General features: G+C 67.0%; 13 protein-coding genes. 5 read left to right on the forward strand and 8 right to left on the reverse strand.

Annotation, left to right across the window (positions count from 1 at the left end; genetic code table 11):
• Nucleotide 1: 1 nt before the first annotated feature.
• From PS060_RS15445 to PS060_RS15455, 3 genes are all read right to left on the reverse strand, one after another.
• Nucleotides 2-1,282 (reverse strand): MFS transporter, encoded by a 1,281-nt coding sequence (locus PS060_RS15445; RefSeq protein WP_273984403.1) that lies wholly within the window; start codon nt 1,280-1,282, stop codon nt 2-4.
• Nucleotides 1,283-1,364: 82 nt separating this feature from the next.
• Nucleotides 1,365-2,339, reverse strand: a complete 975-nt coding sequence (locus PS060_RS15450) for an alpha/beta hydrolase (RefSeq protein WP_273984404.1) — start codon at nt 2,337-2,339, stop codon at nt 1,365-1,367.
• A gap of 76 nt (nt 2,340-2,415) precedes the next feature.
• On the reverse strand, nt 2,416-5,178 hold the full coding sequence (locus tag PS060_RS15455) for a TonB-dependent receptor (protein WP_273986943.1): 2,763 nt from the start codon (nt 5,176-5,178) through the stop codon (nt 2,416-2,418).
• Nucleotides 5,179-5,399: 221 nt separating this feature from the next.
• On the opposite strand from PS060_RS15455, the gene PS060_RS15460 reads away from it, so the two are divergent.
• Both PS060_RS15460 and PS060_RS15465 read left to right on the forward strand, forming a co-directional pair.
• On the forward strand, nt 5,400-6,707 hold the full coding sequence (locus tag PS060_RS15460; RefSeq protein WP_273986944.1) for a pectate lyase family protein: 1,308 nt from the start codon (nt 5,400-5,402) through the stop codon (nt 6,705-6,707).
• A 71-nt stretch (nt 6,708-6,778) separates the two neighbouring features.
• Complete coding sequence (locus PS060_RS15465; RefSeq protein ID WP_273986945.1) at nt 6,779-7,117, forward strand: cupin domain-containing protein; 339 nt, start codon at nt 6,779-6,781, stop codon at nt 7,115-7,117.
• Here PS060_RS15465 and PS060_RS15470 read toward each other — a convergent pair.
• The 5 genes from PS060_RS15470 to PS060_RS15490 all read right to left on the reverse strand — a co-directional run bounded on the left by PS060_RS15470 (nt 7,114) and on the right by PS060_RS15490 (nt 12,128).
• Nucleotides 7,114-8,616, reverse strand: coding sequence for a carboxylesterase/lipase family protein (locus PS060_RS15470; RefSeq protein WP_273984405.1), 1,503 nt, complete (start codon nt 8,614-8,616; stop codon nt 7,114-7,116). The two genes, PS060_RS15465 and PS060_RS15470, sit on opposite strands and share 4 nt — an antisense overlap.
• Entirely contained in the window at nt 8,603-9,607 is a 1,005-nt protein-coding gene (locus PS060_RS15475; protein ID WP_273984406.1) for a sugar kinase, read from the reverse strand. The genes PS060_RS15470 and PS060_RS15475 overlap by 14 nt, the downstream gene beginning before the upstream one ends.
• Nucleotides 9,608-9,616: 9 nt before the next feature.
• The gene (gene kduD, locus PS060_RS15480) at nt 9,617-10,372 is read right to left on the reverse strand and encodes a 2-dehydro-3-deoxy-D-gluconate 5-dehydrogenase KduD (RefSeq protein WP_273984407.1); all 756 of its coding nucleotides are present in this window, start codon (nt 10,370-10,372) and stop codon (nt 9,617-9,619) included.
• A 2-nt stretch (nt 10,373-10,374) separates the two neighbouring features.
• On the reverse strand, nt 10,375-11,007 hold the full coding sequence (locus PS060_RS15485; protein WP_273984408.1) for an RpiB/LacA/LacB family sugar-phosphate isomerase: 633 nt from the start codon (nt 11,005-11,007) through the stop codon (nt 10,375-10,377).
• Between the two features lie 101 nt (nt 11,008-11,108).
• Nucleotides 11,109-12,128, reverse strand: coding sequence for a LacI family DNA-binding transcriptional regulator (locus PS060_RS15490; protein ID WP_273984409.1), 1,020 nt, complete (start codon nt 12,126-12,128; stop codon nt 11,109-11,111).
• 167 nt (nt 12,129-12,295) lie between these two features.
• Between PS060_RS15490 and PS060_RS15495 the strand changes: the two genes are divergently transcribed.
• From PS060_RS15495 to PS060_RS15505, 3 genes are all read left to right on the forward strand, one after another.
• The gene (locus PS060_RS15495) at nt 12,296-13,075 is read left to right on the forward strand and encodes a 2-keto-4-pentenoate hydratase (RefSeq protein ID WP_273984410.1); all 780 of its coding nucleotides are present in this window, start codon (nt 12,296-12,298) and stop codon (nt 13,073-13,075) included.
• Nucleotides 13,076-13,188: 113 nt separating this feature from the next.
• Entirely contained in the window at nt 13,189-14,370 is a 1,182-nt protein-coding gene (locus PS060_RS15500; protein WP_273984411.1) for a hypothetical protein, read from the forward strand.
• A gap of 8 nt (nt 14,371-14,378) precedes the next feature.
• Nucleotides 14,379-19,835, forward strand: a complete 5,457-nt coding sequence (locus tag PS060_RS15505; RefSeq protein WP_273984412.1) for an AAA domain-containing protein — start codon at nt 14,379-14,381, stop codon at nt 19,833-19,835.
• Nucleotides 19,836-19,846 lie beyond the last annotated feature (11 nt).

The raw sequence follows: 19,846 nt of genomic DNA on the forward strand, positions 1-19,846 counted from the left end.
CTCAGACCTTCTCCACCCGCGCCAATGTCGGCGCAAGCAGGTGGATCGAAGCAACCGCGAGGAAATAGACCACCGTGCAGGCGGCAAAGATCACGGTGTAATTGCCCCCCGTCACATCGAGGATCTTGCCGACCGAGGTCGCCATGATCATGCCGCCCACGCCGCCGGCAAAGCCGCCCAGTCCGATCACCGATCCCACCGCCCGGCGCGGGAACATATCGGGCGGCAGTGCTAGCAGGTTGGACGAGAACGACTGATGCCCCGCCAGCGCAAGGCCGATCAGCGGCACGGCGAGCCACATATTGTCGAGGCTTGTCACCAGCAGCAGCGGCAGGACGCAAGCGCCCGATGCCAGCATCGTCACCTTGCGCGCGAAGTTGCAGCTATAGCCGCGCTGCATCAGCCGCGATGACAGCCAGCCGCCGCCGATGCTGCCAAGGTCGGACAGCAGATACATCACGATCATCGGCAGCAGCACGACCTTGAGATCGACGCCAAAGGTGCTGTCGAAATATTTGGGCAGCCAGAACAGCATCAGGAACCACACCGGATCGGTGAGGAACTTGGCGCTGGCATAGGCCCAGGTTGACCGGTGGCGCGCGATCCGGCTCCAGCCGAGCTGCGCGACGGTTTCGGGCGGGTCATGCTCGATCCACGCCAGCTCAGCCTCGTCCACCCGGCCGCTTTCGCGCGGGTTGCTGTAGAAGAACCACCATGCCGCCAGCAGCGCGGCGCCGAACAGGCCGGTGATGAAGAACGTCTCGCGCCAGCCAAAGCCGAGCACGCCCATGAACAGGGCCAGCGTCGGCGCGGTCAGGATCACGCCGATGGTGGTCGCAGAATTGACCCAGCCGATGGCATAGGCGCGCTCCTTCTGCGGGAACCATTCGCTGCTGGATCGCACCACCGCCGGGAAATGCCCCGCCTCGCCCACGCCCAGCACCATGCGCGCGGCCATGAAGCTGGTGACCGAGCTGGCAAAGCCGTGCGCGACGTGGCCTGCCGTCCAGACCGTGATCGCGATGGCATAGCCGATCCTGGGGCCGAAGCGGTCGATCAGCGTGCCCATCACCAGAAAGCCGGAGGCATAGGCGGCCTGGAAGGCGAAGACGATGTTGCCGTAATCGCTCTCTTTCCAGCCCAGTTCGCGGCCCAGATCGGGCGCCAGCAGGCCGAGCATCGTGCGGTCGATGTAGTTGACCGTTGTGGCGATGAACAAGAGCGCGATGATCGACCAGCGGTAGCGCCCTGTCTTGGCCGGTGCGGCAGTGTCTGATCTCATGCTCGCGTCTCCCATCGCGTGAACTCTCAATGCGCCCACTTGCGGGCCAGCGGCAAGGCGCACCGCGTTTTTCCGACCACGCTCATGCCATCCCCGCCGCGCGCGCCCAGGCGAACCAGGCCTCGGGCCAGGCAGACGCCGGCTTGCCCGCCGCACGGCTGATCCCGAAGCCATGGCCGCCATGCTGGTAAAGATGCGTCTCGACCGGCAAGCCGCGCGCCTTGATCGCGGCGCGCATCCGCAGGGTGTTGTCCACTGGCACGACGGCATCATCCTCGGCGTGGAGCAGGAAGAACGGGGGCGCGTCGGCCGGAACCGCCTCGTCAGGTGAATAGGCCATGCTTTGCGCGGCCGAGGGAGCCGCGCCCAGAAGCCGCTCACGCGAGCCTGCGTGAGCGATTTCGGCGCGCATCGCAATCACCGGATAGATCAGCGCGGCCGCATCCGGACGGGCCGACAGGGCATCGGCGGCATCAACCGAGGCATAGGCCTGAGCGGCAAAGCGGGTTGCAAGGCTCGCGGCAACATGGCCGCCTGCGGAAAACCCCATGACGCTCAGGCGCGCCGGATCAATGGCGTAGGACGAAGCGCCATGCCGGATCAGCCGCAAGGCGCGCTGCGCATCGGCGAGCGGGGTATCGGCGCCCGATGTCCAGCCCTGATGCGGTAGCCGGTAGAACAGCACGAAGGCGGTGATCCCGCGGGCCGCCAGCCAGCGGCCCATCTCGAAGCCTTCCTTGTCGATCACGACATGGGAATAGCCGCCGCCCGGGGTTATCAGCACCGCCGCGCCATTGGCCTCGGCGGGGCGGAACACGGCCATGCGCGGGTTGGCGATCGCCTGCATGATGCGGTCTGGCTGCACCGGACTTTTGGGCCGCGCGACGATCCGTTCGTCCGGCAGCACCGCAGGCGCGCCGGGCGGCACCCCCGGCCAGAGCGCGACCCACTCCGAGGGCTCGTTATCCGGTGTATTGGCCAGTCCCCCGGCCCGCGCCGCCAGCGGGCTGGCAGCGGCAAGCCCCAGGCCAGCCAAGGCAGTGCGACGGTCGATCACCGGATCATCCTGACAGGCCGATGGAAACGCGCGGGTGCAGTCTCTGCGGGACGCCGCACCCGCGCGCTCTGGGGACTCACAGCGTGAAACGCGCGCCGATCAGCACCGTCCGGCCCGTGCGGTTGAAGGTCACCGGACGATCGCCGACACTGTCAACGAATTGCGGCCGCACCTCGTCGGTCAGGTTGATACCTTCCAGCGTGATGCGGATATTGTCCGTCAGCGCATAGCTCATCGCGGCATCGACGTTGAAGGTCGCGCGCGTGCCTTCGATATCGTTGCCGTTCTGCCCCGGCACGCGGGTCAGGAAGCTGCTGCGATAGGCGCCCGAGATGCGCGCGCTGAACTTGCTGTCTTCGTAATAGAGCGTGGTGTTGAACCCGGTCTTCGAAAGCCCCGTCAACTGATCGCGCAAGGGGGCTGCGGTGGTGCCGTAGTTCACATCGGAATCGAGCAGCGTGAGGTTGCCGAGGAAGCCGAAGTTCTTGAGCACCCCGGGCAGGAAAGTGAAGGGCTGCTGGTACTGGATCTCGATACCCTTCAGATCACCGCCCTCGCCATTGATGTTGCGGGTGACGGTGAAGATGTCGTCCGGGCTGGAGGGCGAGCCTTCGAGCAGGCTGTCGGGCAGGCCCAGATCGCGGAACGGGATCGTCGTCGTCTCGCGCGTCACGAAGGTTTCAATGTCCTTGTAGAACACCGCGACCGACAGCAGGGCTTCGGGTGCGAAATACCATTCGATCCCGAGATCGAAGGAATTGGCGCGGAACGGATCGAGCTGCGGGTTGCCGAAGCTCAGCGTGGTGCTGAACGGGTTGAAGGTGCCTCCCGGCGTCAGGCTGGCAAGCGTCGGACGGGCCATCTGGCGGGCGATATTGCCGCGGATCAGCAGTTCGGCGGTCGGCTCCAGCACCACCGAAAGCGAGGGCAGCCAGTCGTTATAGGCATTGTCGACCGTCACCGTGGTGCCGCTGAGGATGCCGGTCGCGCTGACTTCGGTGCGGACATAGCGCACCCCCGCCACCGCGCGCAGACCCCAGTCGCCAAGCTCGGTATCGAGCGAGCCTTGCAGAAACCCGGCGTAGTCATTCTCGACCACGTCATTGACCGCGCCGGCCTGCACCGTCAGCGGGAAATTGCCGCTGTAGAGACCGACCCGCGTGGCGATCGCGTCGATATCGGGCACCACCCAGGTGCGGTCGATCCCGTCCGGCCCCGGCGCACCCTTGCCCAGCCTTGCGAGGTTCGATTCCGCCGCCGTCAGCGCAAAGGGCTGCACCACGGTGGTCGAAGTCAGCACCCGGTCACGGCGCGATTCGGTCGAGGAAAAGCCGAACTGCTTGTACGATGCCCCTGCCTGCACGGTCAGCGTATCGCTTGCCGCCCAGTCGCCCGCGAGCGCCACGGTCTTGAACTCGTTCAAGGTCGATTGCGGCCGGTCGCGCACTTCGTTGACGAGGAAGTTGGCCGGATTGGTGACGTCGATGTTGTAATCGATCAGCGGGGCGTTGGGATTGCCGCTGAAGTCGATGCGGTAGCCGTCCACATTCAGCGCATCAGCGATGATGGTGGTCTGGCGCGATATGCGGAAATCGGATTCCGACAGGCCGCCATTGAGGCGCACTTTGAAGGTGTCGGAGAATTCATGCTCGATATCGAGCGTCGCCTGCTTGAACTCGGTCTTGAGATCATCGAGCCGGTTCTCGATCCGCACATCGACATCGTCAAAGGTGCCGCTGATGATGTTGCGGGTGGCCGGATCGACCTCGAGCGCGACGATATCGGTCTGCCGAATGCCATCGGCGGTGTTGCGGCTGAAGGAGATCGCTTCGAGGAACTCCTCGCGGCGGGTGCCGGCGAACTTCGAATAGAGCAGATCGAGGCTGACCAGCGTGCGCTCCGACGGGCGGAACTGCACGGCGCCGGTGATGCCGAGCCGGTCCTGATCGCTCGTCAGCACGCCATAGCGCGGGATGCGCGGGAAGAAGGCGGTGGCAGCGGTCGGAAAGGCGGCCTCGTTCTGGAAGGCGTTGCGCTGGGTGAAGCTTTGCGCAGCGCCCGCAGCGGGCACGGGGTTGCCGACAAAGCGGACCGTGCTGAAGCCTTCCTCGACAATGTCGCGCGGTGTCCAGGCGACCGAGACCAGCGCGCCGAAGGTTTCGGCCTCATTGGCGTAGCTCGCCAGCGCGGCGATGCGCGGGTTCACCTTCTGCGAGGCGTCATTGTAAAGCGCCTGCCCCGACCCGGCGAGCGTCAGCCCCGCGCCGTAATCGAGCGGCCGGGCGGTGGCGAGATCGACCACTGCGCCGAGCGAGCCTTCCTCGGTCGACGGATTGGGCGACTTCGACACCTTGATGCTCCGGAACAGTTCCGAGGCAAAGGTATTGAAATCGAACCCGCGCCCGCGGTTGGTGCCACCCGACGAGTCGGTCGATCCGGTGGTCGAGAGCGTCTCCATCCCGTTGATGCGCACGCGGGTGAAATCGGGGTTGAGGCCGCGCACGGTGATGGTGCGGCCCTCGCCATTGTCGCGGTCGATCGAGACACCGGGAATGCGCTGGATCGATTCGGCCAGGTTGAGGTCGGGGAAGTCGGCGATGTCTTCGGCGAGGATCACGTCGACCGCATTCACCGCTGCGCGCTTTTCGCCGAGTGCGGCATTGAGGCTGGAACGGAAGCCGGAGACGACGATCTCGCTGCTCTCGCTCTGCTCTTCGGGAGTCGTCACCGCAACCTGCGGCTGGCCCGTCGCCGGCGCGCTCTGCGCGGCAGCAGCGGCAGGCACCAACAGCGCGCCGCCGAGCATGAGCGCGCATTTGAAACGGATCATCCCGGACATCTGAACCACCTAGCCTTCTCCCTCTGTTTCCCCGAGAGAGTGACACCGGTTTCCGCTCAGGTCAAAAAAAAGACCGACGCAGCCCCACTTCTCTCCCGCCCCCGATTTTGGTAACCGGTGTCATTATGAATTGCCATGCCCTGTCGTTTCTGTCAAGCAGCAGCGCAAGACGAGGGAGAGTGAGGGAAATGCGACAGTTTTTCGCCATTCTGGCAGTGGCCATGCTGCTTGCTGTGTTCGCGCCGCAACAGGCTTTCGCGCATCCCGCGGACCCGACCCAGGGCGGCGCAGGCGGGCGGATCATCCGCGTCACCACGCTCGCCGCCGATGGCCCGGGTTCCCTGCGCGCAGCGATCAAGGCCAAGGGGCCGCGCATCGTCGTGTTCGAAGTGGCAGGGATCATCGACCTCGGGCGCGACAGCATCGATATCAACAACCCTTTCCTCACCATCGCCGGCCAGACCGCCCCTGCCCCCGGCATCACGATCATCAAGGGCGGGATCGACATCAAGACCCATGACGTGAAGCTCCAGCACATACGCGTGCTGACCGGTGCCGATGGCCAGCCCAAGCGCAGCGGGTGGGAAGCCGACGCGCTCTCCACCGTGCGCGCCGCGCGGGTGGTGGTCGAGAACTGCACCTTCCTGTGGGGCATCGACGAGAACATGTCCGCCTCCGGCCCGCGCTTTACCGGCACCACGCTTGAGGAATGGCGCGAGGGCACCAGCCGCGACATCGTCTTCCGCCTCAACCTCGCGGCAGAAGGTCTGGCGGATTCGAGCCACCCCAAGGGCGAGCACTCGAAGGGATCGCTGGTCCACGACAATGCCACCGGCATCGTGTTCGATCGCAACATCTGGGCGCATAATGTCGAACGCAGTCCGCTGGTGAAGGGCGGCGCGCAGGTGCTGATGATCAACAACCTGATCTACAACCCGCAGCGCCGCGCGGTGCATTACAACCTGATGGACCTGGAATGGGCCGGACAGCCGCGCGTGACGGGCGAGATCACCGCGGTCGGCAATGTGATGCGCGGGGGGAACGACACCGATCCGGGCCTGCCCTTCCTGATGCTTGGCGGGGTCGGCGATCTGGCCTTCTACGGGCGTGACAATGTCGCCGTCGACCGGCTCGGCAACCCGCTCCCGCTGTTCGGGCGCTATGGCAAGACCGAGGCGAAGCTGATCGAGGCGCAGGCGCCGCTCGCAAGCCTTGAGGGCTACGCCATCCTCCCTGCCGACGAGGTCGAGACGGCCGTCCTCGCCACCGCCGGGGCGCGGCCCTGGGACCGGGGAAGCGAGGAGCTGCGGGTGCTGTTCTTCATTGCCGAGGGCCGGGGCGAAGTGATCGACGACGAGAGCGAGGTCGGCGGCTATCCGGTGATTGCGCCAACCGCCGCGCCTTTTGTCGAGGCGGACTGGGATCTGGCCACCATGACCCCGAAATCGGGCATCTGGCCGGGCCAGAAGCCGGGCGCGCAGGAGCATCTTTCGCCGCGTGACCGGGGGATGCGGGCGGGGGGCAAGTGATCCTCCCCGCCCTCGCCGCCGCGCTGCTGGCGCAGGGCGAGGCTCCGCCCTCGCCCCCACCCGCGCACCCCATGGTGGTGATCCGCGAGGACGACGTGCGCCGCGACGAGCCCCCGCCCCACGGCGCGATCGGCATGAGCACCGCCTATCGAATCTCCGACGCCGTGCCCCCTGCGCGCGCGATGGAGTTCCGCCGCCGCGTGCTGCACATCGGCGCGGCGATCGGCGCGCATCCCATCAGCCATGACGAGGTCTACTATGTCCTCTCGGGCCGGGGCGAGGTGGTGTCTGACGGCGTGGTTGCCGTGCTCGAACCCGGCATGGCGGCCTATCTGTGGAAGGGCGCGGTGGTGGGCATCCGGCAATTGGGCGACGAGCCGCTCGACCTGATTGTCAGCTACCCCAATTAGGTTCCGGGCTGGACATAGGGCGCGCGGGCGAAGAGTTCGCGCTCCCACCCGCGCGGGTCGCTCTCGACCCGGCTTTCGCGGTCGAAGATCATCGTCTGGCGGCGTTCCAGATCATAGGCGGGCCAGCCGGGATCGCCGGTGCGGGCAAAACGGGTGAAGGCGTCCATCACGGTCGCGCTCATTGCCGCACGCGCCGGGCTTTGTCCGGCGGTGGTGCCGAAGGCGAGGCCGATGTCGTCGGTGTGCTGCGCGTTCTCGAAGTCGAGCTGGTAGACGAAGGTGTTGCCCCGCCCCTGCCGTGCCCGCGCCTCGGCCTCTTCCACCTGCCCGCGCCAGCTGCGCGCCGGTGTCATGATGCGGTGAAACAGCTCCTCTGGCGAGGCCTCGGGGTAATGCTCGCGGAACTGCGCCGCCACCCAGCCCGGCTCGAGATCGACCCGCAGCTCCCGCCCGATCCGCTGGGGAAGATTGTCGAAGGTCAGCCCCTTCAGCGCGCGCCCCTCGGGCGGATAGAAAGCGCGCGTTTCGGCGATGGTATTGCCGAGCAGCATCGGGATAGCCGCCGATTGCTCTGGGGCATCGGGCCAGAAGGGGTGGCGGTGGAGGTGCCTCATGTCCACCACCGGCCCGAAATAGATCCGCCCGCCGAGCACCGGATCATTGACGGAAAGCGCCCCCACCAGTGCCTCGACAGGAGCCGTCGCCGGGTCTTCGCCCAGTGCGTCACGATAGGCACCGGCGCGCCTGGCGGCATTGAGCGGCCCTGAGGCGGTGACCTGCTGGCCGCTCATGGTGATCGCCTTGTGGAACAGCCCGCGCGCGGCAGGCATCGCCATCAGCGTCGCGATCTTTGCGCCGCCGCCCGATTGGCCGAACAGCGTGACATTGCCCGGATCGCCCCCGAAGGCGGCGATATTCCGCTGCACCCATTCGAGCGCGCAGATCAGATCGAGCTGGCCAGCGTTCCCGCTGTCGGGGAAGCGCTCGGGCCAGTAGAGATAGCCCAGCGCGTTCAGCCGGTGGTTGACCGTCACCACAACCACATCGCCCCGCGCCGCCAGCATCGCGCCGTTGTTCAGGGGATCGCCGACCGAACCGGCAGAATAGGCGCCGCCGTGGAAATAGACCATGACCGGCAGGCCCCGCTTGTCGCCGGCAGGAGCCCAGACATTGAGGAACTGGCAGTCCTCGGACTGGGGGTAGGTATCTTCCACTTGCGGGCACGCGGGGATTGCGCTCCAGCCACCCTCGCGCTGCTCGGCCACTGTTACCGGCTGGGGCGCCTGAAACCTTGCTGCGCGGGCATAGCGGATGCCCGGATAGGACCATGCATCGCCGCAGGCATGAGCCGCAAAAGTGCCGTCGGGGGCTTCGACCGGGCCGAGGCACAGACGGGCTGCGGGCGTGGTGGCGCGCGATGGAAAGGCTGCCGCCATGCCGGCCAGCATGACCCCGCCCGCCAGCACGGCGCGGCGGCTGACAGGGTCAGCGGCGGACATCGCCCGCGCCTGCGCTGAAGCTATCGACCATCGCGCGGCTGACCGGGCACATATCGCCCGGAATGGTATGCTTGAGGGCCGCGAGCGCGAGGCCACGCTGAGCCATGACCTCCAGCCCCGCGCCTGCCAGCCACCCATCGAGCACACCGGCGGCGAAAGCATCTCCCGTGCCGATCCGGTCGACAATGCCAGTGACGTCGATATCGTCGGTCTGGTGGCTTCCCGCCCGGCTATCGACCCGCGCGCTGATGCGGTGATGGTCGCTGGTGACAAGGTGCCGCGCAGTCGAGGCGATCAGTTCGAGGTTCGGGAAAGCCGCGAAGGCTGCCTCTGACGCCTCTCGCCGTCGATCCTCGCCCTCGCCCGAAAAATCCCGAGCCAGAAGCAGAGCGATATCACGGTGGTTGCCGATCAGGATGGTGGCATCGGCGACCAGCTCGCGCAAAATCGCCGCCGGATCGCTGTCCCACGCGGCCCACAGCTGCGCGCGGTAATTGCCGTCGAAACAGATCGGCACGCCTGCCGCCTTCGCCTCGCGATGCGCCGCACGCGCCAGCGCTACCCCCGCAGGGCCAAGCGCAGGGGTAATCCCGCCGCAATGCAGCAAGCGCGCGCCAGCCAGCGCTCCGGCAAAGTCGATAGTCTCGGGCGCGGCTTCGGCAAAGGCGCTGCCTGCCCGGTCATAGGTGATCGCCGAGGGGCGCGGGCCGGAGCCTGCTTCGAGGAAATAGAGCCCCATCCGCCCACCCGCGCGGGCGACAAAGGCGGTGTCGATTCCGCAGGCCCGCAAGGCGGCCAACGCGCGGTCACCCAGCGGATTGTCGGCGACCACCCCGGCAAAGCGCACCGCGCGCCCAAGGCTCGCCAGCGCCGAGGCGACATTGGCCTCCGCCCCGCCCACAACCATGTCGAGACTGCCCGCCTGCACCATCATCTGCCTGCCGGGCGGCGACATTCGCAACAGGATCTCGCCGAAGCAGGTAATGCTCATCGGACGATGCTACCGCGCCAGCCAGCCGCCGTCGACCGCGAGAATGTGGCCGGTGACATAGTCCGAAGCCGGGCTGGCGAGGAAAACCGCTGCGCCCGCGATATCCTCCGGGCGACCCCAGCGCCCGGCGGGGATCCGCTCAAGGATCTGGCGGTTGCGCGTTTCATCCGCTTGAAGCGCAGCGGTGTTGTTGGTGCCAATATAGCCCGGCGCAATGGCGTTGACCTGCACGCCCTTGGGCGCAAGTTCGTTCGCCATCGCCTTGGTCAGCCCCGCCACGCCCGATTTCGCCGCCGCATAGCTCGGCACGCGAATGCCGCCCTGAAAGCTCAGGAGCGAGGCGATGTTGATGATCTTGCCCCCGCCCTGCCCGACCATCACGCGCGCGGCCGCCTGACTGAGGAAAAACAGGGTCTTGAGGTTGGTATCCACCACCGCATCCCAATCCTCCTCGGTGAAATCCGAAAGGTCGTTGCGGCGGATGATCCCGGCATTGTTGACGAGGATATCGAGCCCGCCGAGTGCTGCCACCGCCTCATCGACCAGCCCTGCAACCGGGGCGATCGAGCCGAGATCGGCGCGCAGATCCACCGCCTTGCGGCCTGTCGCGGCGATCAGGGCCAGCGTTTCATCGGGCGCGCTGCGACCGGCCAGCGCGACGTCGGCCCCCGCCTCGGCCAGCGCGACCGCGATCGCCTGCCCGATGCCCGTGTTGGCCCCGGTCACCAGCGCGCGCTTGCCGGTCAGATCGAACGAAATCGCCATGCTTACAGCGCCTTCAGATAGGCAGCGATGCCATCATCCTGACAATTGGGGTAGAAATATTCGGCGAACCTTTCGCCCGCGATGGCCGCGCGCAGCAAGTCCTGATCGACCGCGCTCAGCACTTCCAGCATCTCGCGGCACGAGGCCGCCTTGAGATCGGCAAGCTTGCCGCGATTGGTGGCCATGATCGCCGCGCGTTCCTTGGGATAGCCCGCACCCGGCTCACCCTCGAACAGCTTGTGGTAGCAATCCTGGAGATTGAGTTCGGCGGCCCAGCCAAAGCCCTTCGCATAGGGCATCGAGACTGCGTTGCCTGCGTTGATCTGGCTGAACAGGAAGGCATCGGTCGGGTCGATCACCAGCCCGCAGAACACGCCCGGCATGGCGTTGCAGGCGAGCATCGAGCCCATCCCCGTGCCGCAGCCGGTGACGACGAAATCGGCGGCCTTGCTGTTCAGCAGAATACCGGCGAGCAGCCCGTTCATCACATAGGTCAGCGAGGCGGAGTCCTCGGCCGTGTACATCCCGTAATTGAAAACAGTGTGCCCCATGGGCTCGGCCACTGCGGTCAAGGCTTCGTGGATGATCGGGTTCTTGGCCGCCTGGCTGTTCTCAGTGATGAGCGCGATTCTCATGGCTAATGTCCTTCCCTGCCCGGCAACCTTAGGAAACCGGTGTCAAAAGCTCGCATAGCCGCAAAACGGGCCCGGTTTCAACCGCACTTTTCACTGCCACCCTAGCGTTTGGCCGGGGCGACCGACTGGCGTTTGACCAACGTTGCGGGGAAACGGTGTTGCTGGGCGCGGGCATCAGCGGGCGCGATGATCTTCAGTGCCGCAGCCCGCCCCATCTCGCGAACCGGCCACCCCACCGTCGTCATCGGCGGCCAGAGGTGGGCAGCAATCGGCGAATCGTCGAACCCGATGATCGACAAGTCATCGGGCACGCTGAGGTCGCGCTGGCGAGCGGCGTGAAGCGCGCCTGCTGCCATCTCGTCATTGCTTGCGAAAATTGCCGTCGGCGGGGTCGGGCCGTCGAGCAGCTGTTGTGCGGCCGCCAGCCCCGAATCGAACCTGTAGGTGCCCTGTCCTCGCGCGGTCGCCGGCACCTCCAGCCCATGCGCCGCCATGGCCGCGAGAAACCCCTCTCGCCGTTCAAGGGCGGAACGGAAGCCTTGCGGCCCTTCGATCAGAGCAATCCGGCGGTGGCCGAGCGCCACAAGGTGATCGACGGCCTGTGCGACCATCTCGCGGTCGTTCGAGGCGACCATGTGGTCGCCATCATCCAGTAGCGCCGAACCCATCCGCACATAGCCGCAGCCCATTTCCAGGCACAGATGCGCCAGCGCGTCGTTCTCTGAAATCGGAGGCAAAATCAGCACGCCGTAAAGTCGCTGCTGTTCGAGAAAGTGCCGGATGTCCTCCAGCATCGTCGGCGAATGGCGATCGACCGGACGCACGACCAGCGCGAATTCGGTATCGCGGATCGCGTCGAGCACGCCTTCCTGGAAGTTCAGGACGGTCTGCGCATTGGGGTTGTCATGCAGCAGGCCGAGCAGGAAATTGCGCCGCAGCGCGAGCGCGCGGGCCTGCGGGTTGGGGACATAGCCAAGCTGGGCGATCACCGTTTCGACCCGCGTGCGGGTGTCCTCGCTCAGCAGCGCGGAACGGTTGATCACACGGCTGACAGTCTTTTTCGAGACCCCCGCCAATCGGGCCACATCATTGATCGTAGGCGTCTTGCTTGCTTTGGCCATCGTTGATCGTGATCATCTCTTGTAAGGGCACACCCCCTTCTAGTGGGCATTTGCGCGATTGCAAAAGGCGCGCTCCCTGCGGATGCGGCGGCGCTCAAGAAAGCTTTTGACACCGGTTTCCTTTTTCGCCAAGGCTCTGATCTGTGGGGCAGGACGACGAGAGCAAAATGGTCATTTCGGAAGCGCGCGAGATCGCAGAGGCGTTTGTCGCCGCGCGGCGCAGCGGCGCCGCGATCCGCGACTATCCGGGCACCCGCCCCCGCGATCTGGCCAGCGCTTATGCCGTGCAGGACAGTGCGCTGGCGCTGTGGAACCGCGACATCGGCGGATGGAAGGTCGGGCGGATCAACCCGCCCAATGATGCGCTGCTGGGTGCTGACCGGCTGGTCGGCCCGGCGTTCCGCGACACTGTCATCACCGCTGGCGAAGGCCTTTGCGAATTCCCGGTATTCCACGGCGGATTTGCCGCGGCAGAGGCCGAGTTCATGCTCCGCCTCGCTCCGCAATCCGGCCCCCTGCCCGCCACCCGCGATGAGGCGAAGGCATGGATCGACGAGGTGCGCATCGGCATCGAAATCGCCTCCTCGCCCTATGCCCGGATCAATGCTGACGGGCCGTGCGTAACCATTTCCGACCACGGCAACAATGCCGGGCTGCTGCTCGGCCCGGTGGTGCCGCGCGCTGACTGGGACGCACTGGACGAGGTCGAAGTGACGCTCGCCATCGATGGCGCGCTGGTCGGGCGCGCAACCACGGCGACCATGCTTGACGGGCCGTTCGGCGCAGCGCGGTTCCTCATAAGCAACCTTGTCGCACGCGGGATCGCGATCCAGCCGGGCTGGTGGATTTCGAGCGGCGCGATTACCGGGGTGCACCCGATAGCGCCGGGCAGCCACATCCACGCCGGTTTCAAAGGGATCGGCACAGTCGAAGCGCGGGTCTGCTGAGCGCACGCGGCGCTGACAAAAGCCGCTATATTCGTGACGTTTCCATGGTTACTGTGCCTTAAGCGGTGCGCGCTATAGCCGCGCCGCCCCACGGTCGCGCGAGTGCTTTGCCCATGTCTGACACCACCTCCCAGCGCACGCTTTTGCCGCTAGCCTATCACGATGCCGTGATCGCCTATCTGCGCGAAGAGGAGTGCCATGCATGGGAGTGGTCGGCTTCCGACGGGCTGGCGCAGGAGGCCGACACGATCCGCGATTCCATGCTGCGCGGCACCTACCGGCTCGAAGCATCGAGCCATCCCGAGGTGTTCGCGGCGTGCCAGACCGCCATGGCGCGGCTGGGGATCGAGGCGCCGGTGACGCTCTATCAGGCGAACGACGGCACCATGAACGCCTCGCTGGTCTATGTGCCGGGGGAGATCCATCTGGTGTTCTTCGGCCCGATCCTCGACAGGCTCGATCCGGCAGAACTGCTCGCACTGATGGGGCACGAGCTGTCGCATTACCTGCTGTGGTCGCTGGGCGAGCGGAAGCATTACCGCGCCAGCCGGGTGTTCGACCATGCGCTGTCCTATCCCGATGCCAAGCCCTCGCACCGCGAAACCGCGCGCCTTTTGAGCCTCCACACCGAACTTTTCGCCGATCGCGGCGCGGCCATTGCGGCGGGCGCGCCGGGGCCGGCGATTGCGGTGCTGGTCAAGGTGATGACCGGGCTCGGCACGGTCGATCCGGCCGCCTATCTGCGCCAGGCGCAGGAACTGGAGGCGACCGGCGGCAAGTCGCAGGGCGCCTCGCACCCCGAATCCTACCTGCGCGCCCGCGCGCTGCAATTGTGGTGGGAGGGCGACCCCGCTCTGCCCGACTGGCTGGAGCGGCACCTCCACGGCCCGCTCTCAATCGAGGCGCTTGACCTCATCGGCCAGAAGCGGCTGACCGGCATGACGCGCGGCTTTCTCGCCCGGTTCATGGGCAGCGCCGATCCGGGCAGCGAGGAAATCGCGACCCAGCTGCGCGCGATCTTCCCCGATTTCGGCACCGTGGCCGAAACCCCGCTCGATCTCGCCGAAATCGCGGCCGAGCGGATCGACGATGCCACGCGCGACTATTTCATCGCGCTGATGTTCGACCTTGCCCATGCCGATCCCGACGCGACCGAAGTGGTGATGCTCGCCGCCGCCAAGACCGCCGCCGCCATCGGCGCGACCGAGCGGCTGACCGGAGCGCTGCGGCGCGATCTCAAATGGACCAAGGCCCGCGCCGACAAGTTGGTGGCACAGGCCGCCAAGGCAGCATGAGCACCGACATGACCGACACCGCCGCCGCTACGTCCCTGCGCCCGCTCGGCACTGTCCTTGCCGAGGGCCGGCGCCTGACGCCCGATGATCTGGTCCACGCCATGCTCGGCCTGATGCGGCAGGTCGCCGCGCTCCATGCCGAGGGCCGCGTCGCCGACATCGGGCCAGCCAGCGTGATCGAGACCGAGGACGGCCAGCTTGCCCTTGCCAACCCTGCCGGAGCGCAGCCGCGCAGCAACCTTGCCGCGATCCATGCGGTGCAGCCGCAGGTATCGAGCGCGCTCAAGCTGGTGGGCAATTACCGCGTCACGCAGGACGAGGCGCAGGGCACGCGGGTCGACGATCTGCAGGTGCTGGACGGCGAAGACCCCGCCCCGACCGAACCGGCCTTCATCACGGGCTTTCGCAACTGGGAGACCGTGCTCGGCCACCATGACGAGATCACCGATGTCTTCCAGCTGGGCATGGTGATGGCCGCGCTGGCCACCGGCCTCGACTTTGCCGACAAGGACGCGCTGGAGCGGTTCTCCAGCCACCGCGACAACCTGTTCGCCATCGCCCCGCGGATGCATCCGGTGATCGTCTCGCTGATCCTCGAGGCGACCCACCTCAACCGCCACGAACGCGCCAAGAATGTCGCCGAACTGGCCCAGCGATTGGATACCTGGCGCGATCAGCCGGTCAGCATCGATGTCGAACGGGTGCTGGCCGAAGCGCAGGGCGTGCCGGGGCGGCGCACGGCGGTGCTCAGCCACCTGCGCGACCGACTGTTTGATCTCTCGCGCCGCAACCGCCTGATCCATTTCCGCCCGACGCAAAGCTCGATCAACTTCACCGATGCCAGCATCCCTATCGTGATGCGGATCGAAAGCGTGCGGGCTGACGCGCTGTGCACCTGGCAGGGGGCCTTCGCCAAGGACGTGCTGGCGGGCAAGGCTGTGCCGCTCAACCGCTGGCTGCGGTTTGAAGATCAGCCGCAGATCCCGTCGCAGCTTGACCGGATCATTCAGGAAAACCGCCGCAACCGCAACGAATACGGCTTCTCCAGCCTGCGTCTGACGGTCGCCTTCCTGCACTGGCACAATCTGCGCGAGGCGCCGGAAGAGCGCATCAGCTCGCCCCTGTTGTGGCTCCCGGTCGAGGTCACCAAGCGCAAGGGCGTGCGCGATCAATATGTGATGACCTGCCCCGAGAGCATCGCCGAATTCAACCCGGCGCTGCGCCACATGCTGCGCCAGCTCTATGCCATCGACCTGCCCGAGACGGTCGATCTCTCCCAGACCCCGATCAGCGCGATCCACGAGGCGATCCGCCGCCAGATCCATGACAGCGAGCCCGGCGTGCGGCTGGAATTGCAGGACCGCCCGGCGATCCGCCTGATCCTCCAGCGCGCGGTGGCGCGGGTCAACACCTACAACCGCCGCCGCCCCGGCAGCCGCGAGACGATCAGCGCCAAGGCCGATTTCAGCTATGCGCGCGGCGATTATCGCCCGCTTGGCCTTGCCCTGTTCGAAAAGTTCGTGAAGCCCGATCCCCTGCCGCAGCGCATCGCTGTCGGCGGCGGCTACCGGCCCAAGCGCGAGCTGATGGTCGCCGAGACCGAGAGCATGGCCTATGGCAAGGCCAGCGGCGAGGGGCACAAGTTCGCCTGGGAGATCGACCTCACCGGCGTGACGCTTGCCAATTTCAACTACAAGAAGATGTCGCTGGTGCGCGATTACAACGCGCTGATCGACACGCCCGAGGTGCAACCGGCGTTCGATCAGGTGTTCTCGATCGAGCCGCGCCCCTTTGTCGAGGAAGCCCCGCCGCCGATCCCGCCGGCCGAACAATGGGGCGTGGTCGCCAGCGATGCGACGCAGGATCAGGCGGTCGCCTTTGCGCGCACGGGGCGCAGCTACATCATCCAGGGCCCGCCAGGCACGGGCAAGTCGCAGACCATCACCAACCTCATCGCCGACTATGCCGGGCGCGGCAAACGCGTGCTGTTCGTGTGCGAGAAACGCGCGGCGCTGGACGTGGTGTACCACCGGCTCGGACAGGCCGGACTGGATGGGCTGGCGACGATCATTCACGATGCGCAGGACGACAAGAAGGCCTTCATCGCCGATCTTGGCGAACATTACGAACGCTGGGGCAAGACGCCTGACGGGCTGGATGACGCCCGCGCCGCCCGCGCGCAGACGGTTGCCGCGCTGAGCGAACATCTGCGCCAGATCGCCGCCTTCGAGGCCGCGGTCGGCGCAGGCGGCGACGGCGCGCTGGCCTTGCGCGATCTGGTGCGCCGCGCGGCTGCCCTGCCCGCCCCGCCCCAAGGGATCGGTGCCGCCGCGCGCGAGGCGCTGCCGCCGCTGATGCTGTGGGACGCGCACCGCGACATGGCCGCGCGCGTCACCCGCGCGGTGCACGAGCTGACCGGCGCGGCCAGCCTCGCCGCCCACCCGCTCGCCCGGCTGAAACCCGCCCTGCTCATGCGCGAGCGTCCCTATGCCGAGGTCGAAGCGGCGCTGGGTATGGTCGAGAGCCTGTTGCAGCGGCTCGATCCGCTGCTGGCCGACCCCGACACGCCGCTGGCGGGCGACATCGCCTTTACCGATGCGGTCGATGCGGTGGTGCTGGCAGAGCGGCTGGTCGCCAGTGGTCTGGCGCGCTCGCCCAGCCTGCTAGATCCGGCATCGCCCGAATCGCAGGCGCTCGGAACCGATCTCGCCGCCATCACCATGCGCGAGAGCGCCGAGGCAGCCGCTGCCAGCGCTGCTGCCGGGTGGCACGATCCATTGAGCCCCGCCGATACCGCCGCCGCGCTCGAACTGGCGCGGGCGAAGGAAGGTTCGCTGTTCGCGTTTTTCAGCGGCGCGTGGCGCACGCTCAAGGCGACGGTGGCTGCACGATACGATTTCGCCGGACACGCGGTGAGACCGAAGGTTGCCGCGGTGCTCGAAAATCTCGCCGCCCTGCACCATGCGCGTGCCGCTCTGGCCGAGGCGCGCGGCGGGCTTGCGCAGCGGCTGGGCACGCCCGATCTGGCAGCCTTGCTCGATCTGCGCAGCCAGTTGACGCGCACCACCCCGGCCCGGCCATCCGCGCGGGTGCTGGGGCTGATGCAGACCGCCGAGGGGCAATCGCTGCTCGCCCGGCTGGCCCAGCACGCAGCCACCATGGCCGCGCTCGATCGCCAGCTGTCCGATCTGGCCGAGGGGCACGAGGCGATGAGCCTCGATGATCTGGGCGAGGCCTTGCGCGATCTGCGCGAGAACCTCGATGATCTGCCCGACCTGCTGCCGCATCTGGCGCAGGTTCACGCCGCCCCGCCCGCGATTGCTGCCGCGCTCACCGGCCTCGCCCTGCCGCTGCCCGCGATCGAGGCGCTGGTGGTGGACGAGGACATCGCGGTGCGCGAACGCGCCAATCCCGACATCCGCCGCTTCGATGCCGACCGCATGATCGCCCTGTCGCGCCGTGCCGCTGCCGCGCGCGATCTGCTGCGCGACCAGAACGCCGCCGCGATCCGCGCGACGCTCCACCGCAGCTTCCGCGACAATGTGAAGCTGTCCGAAACCTCGGTCACCCAGCTCGACCCTGCCGGGCGCGAGTTCAAGAAGGTCTATGCCAATGGCCGGCGCGAGCTGGAGCATGAATTCGGCAAGACCATGCGCTACAAATCGATCCGCGAACTGGCGAGCGCGGACAGTGGCCGGGTGGTCAATGATCTGAAACCGGTGTGGCTGATGAGCCCGCTCTCGGTCTCCGACACGCTGCCGCTGCAACCCGACCTGTTCGACGTGGTGATCTTCGACGAGGCGAGCCAGGTGCCGACCGAAGACGCCGTCCCCGCGCTGTGCCGCGCGCGGCAGGTGGTGATCGTCGGCGACGAGATGCAGCTGCCCCCCACCAGCTTCTTCAGCGCCGCCCAGTCGGACGAGGAGATGGAAGTCCTCGCCGAGGAGGATGGCGAGCGGATCGCGATCGTGCTCGATGCCGACAGCCTGCTCGCACAGGCCGCGCGCAACCTGCCTGCGACCTTGCTGGCGTGGCATTACCGCAGCCGGTTCGAGGCGCTGATCAGCTTCTCGAACGCGGCGTTCTATGCCGGCGAGCTGGTGACCATCCCCGACCGTTCCTTGCGCCAGCGCGCAGGAGGCGATGGGCCGGTGATGTCGGATGATGATGCCGCATGGGCCGCAGGCGTCGAGACGCTGCTCGCCGCGCCGATCACCACCCACCGGATCGCCGACGGGGTCTATGACCGCCGCGCCAACCTGCCCGAGGCGCGCTATATCGCCGGGCTGGTGCGCGATCTGCTGCGGCGCGAGACCGGGCTCAGCATCGGCATCGTCGCCTTTTCCGAAGCCCAGCAATCCGAGATCGAGGACGCGCTCGAACGTCTCGCCGCCGAGGACGAGGATTTCAGCGCCCGCCTCACCCGCGAGGTCGAGCGTGAGGAGGACGGGCAGTTCACCGGGCTGTTCGTCAAGAACCTCGAAAATGTGCAGGGGGACGAGCGCGACATCATCCTGATGAGCGTGTGCTATGCCCCGGGCCGCGACGGGCGGATGGTGATGAACTTCGGCCCGATCAACCAGCGCGGCGGGGAAAAGCGGCTCAACGTGATCTTCAGCCGCGCCAAGCGGCACATGGCGATCGTCACCACCATCGCGCCCGAAGCGATCACCAACGTCCACAATGACGGCGCGCGCGCGCTGCGCAGCTTCCTCGCCTTTGCCGAGGCGCAATCGGCCGGCGCGCAGGACAAGGCGCAGGCGGTGCTGGCGACGCTCAACCCCGATGCCGCGCGCACCTTCGATGGCAAGCTGCCGCCCGATCCGGTGCGCAGCGCGATTGCCGAAGCGCTGCGGGCGCGCGGGCACGAGGTGCACGAACACGTCGGTGGAGCAAGCTTCCGCTGCGACTTGGCGGTGGTTGATCCGGCTGGCGGAGGCTATCGGCTTGCGGTGCTGCTCGACCGAGCGGCGACCGAGGAACGCAGCATCGAGGAACGCTTCGTATTCCGCCCGGTGATCCTGCGGGCCTTCGGGTGGCGGGTCATCGACGTGCCTGTCACCAGCTGGTTACGCAATCGTAGCGATGTGGTTGACCGGATCGAGCAGGAGCTTGAGCGGTCAAGCTGGGAGCTGGCCGATCCTGATCCGGTGGCCGGCACGGGGCTCGCCCCCCTCCCCGTACCCGCCCTTGCGCCGGAACCCGAAGCCGCGCCGGACGCCGCGCCCAAGGAAGGCGCAGCAGATGGCACCCCCGGCATGACCGAATACCGCCTCGTCGCCGGAGCCTCGAACAAGTTCTGGCGCGTCGGTGTCAACGGCACCGACCTCATCGTCGAGTTCGGGCGCGTCGGCACCAAGGGCCAGCGCGTGGTAAAGACCTATGAGGATGCCGAAAGAGCGCGGCGCGAGGCAACCAAGCTGACGCTGGAGAAGACCCGCAAGGGCTATGAGGAATTCGGCTGAGGAAGGGCTTT

It is taken from the genome of Erythrobacter sp. BLCC-B19, assembly GCF_028621955.1.
GTDB lineage: Bacteria > Pseudomonadota > Alphaproteobacteria > Sphingomonadales > Sphingomonadaceae > Erythrobacter.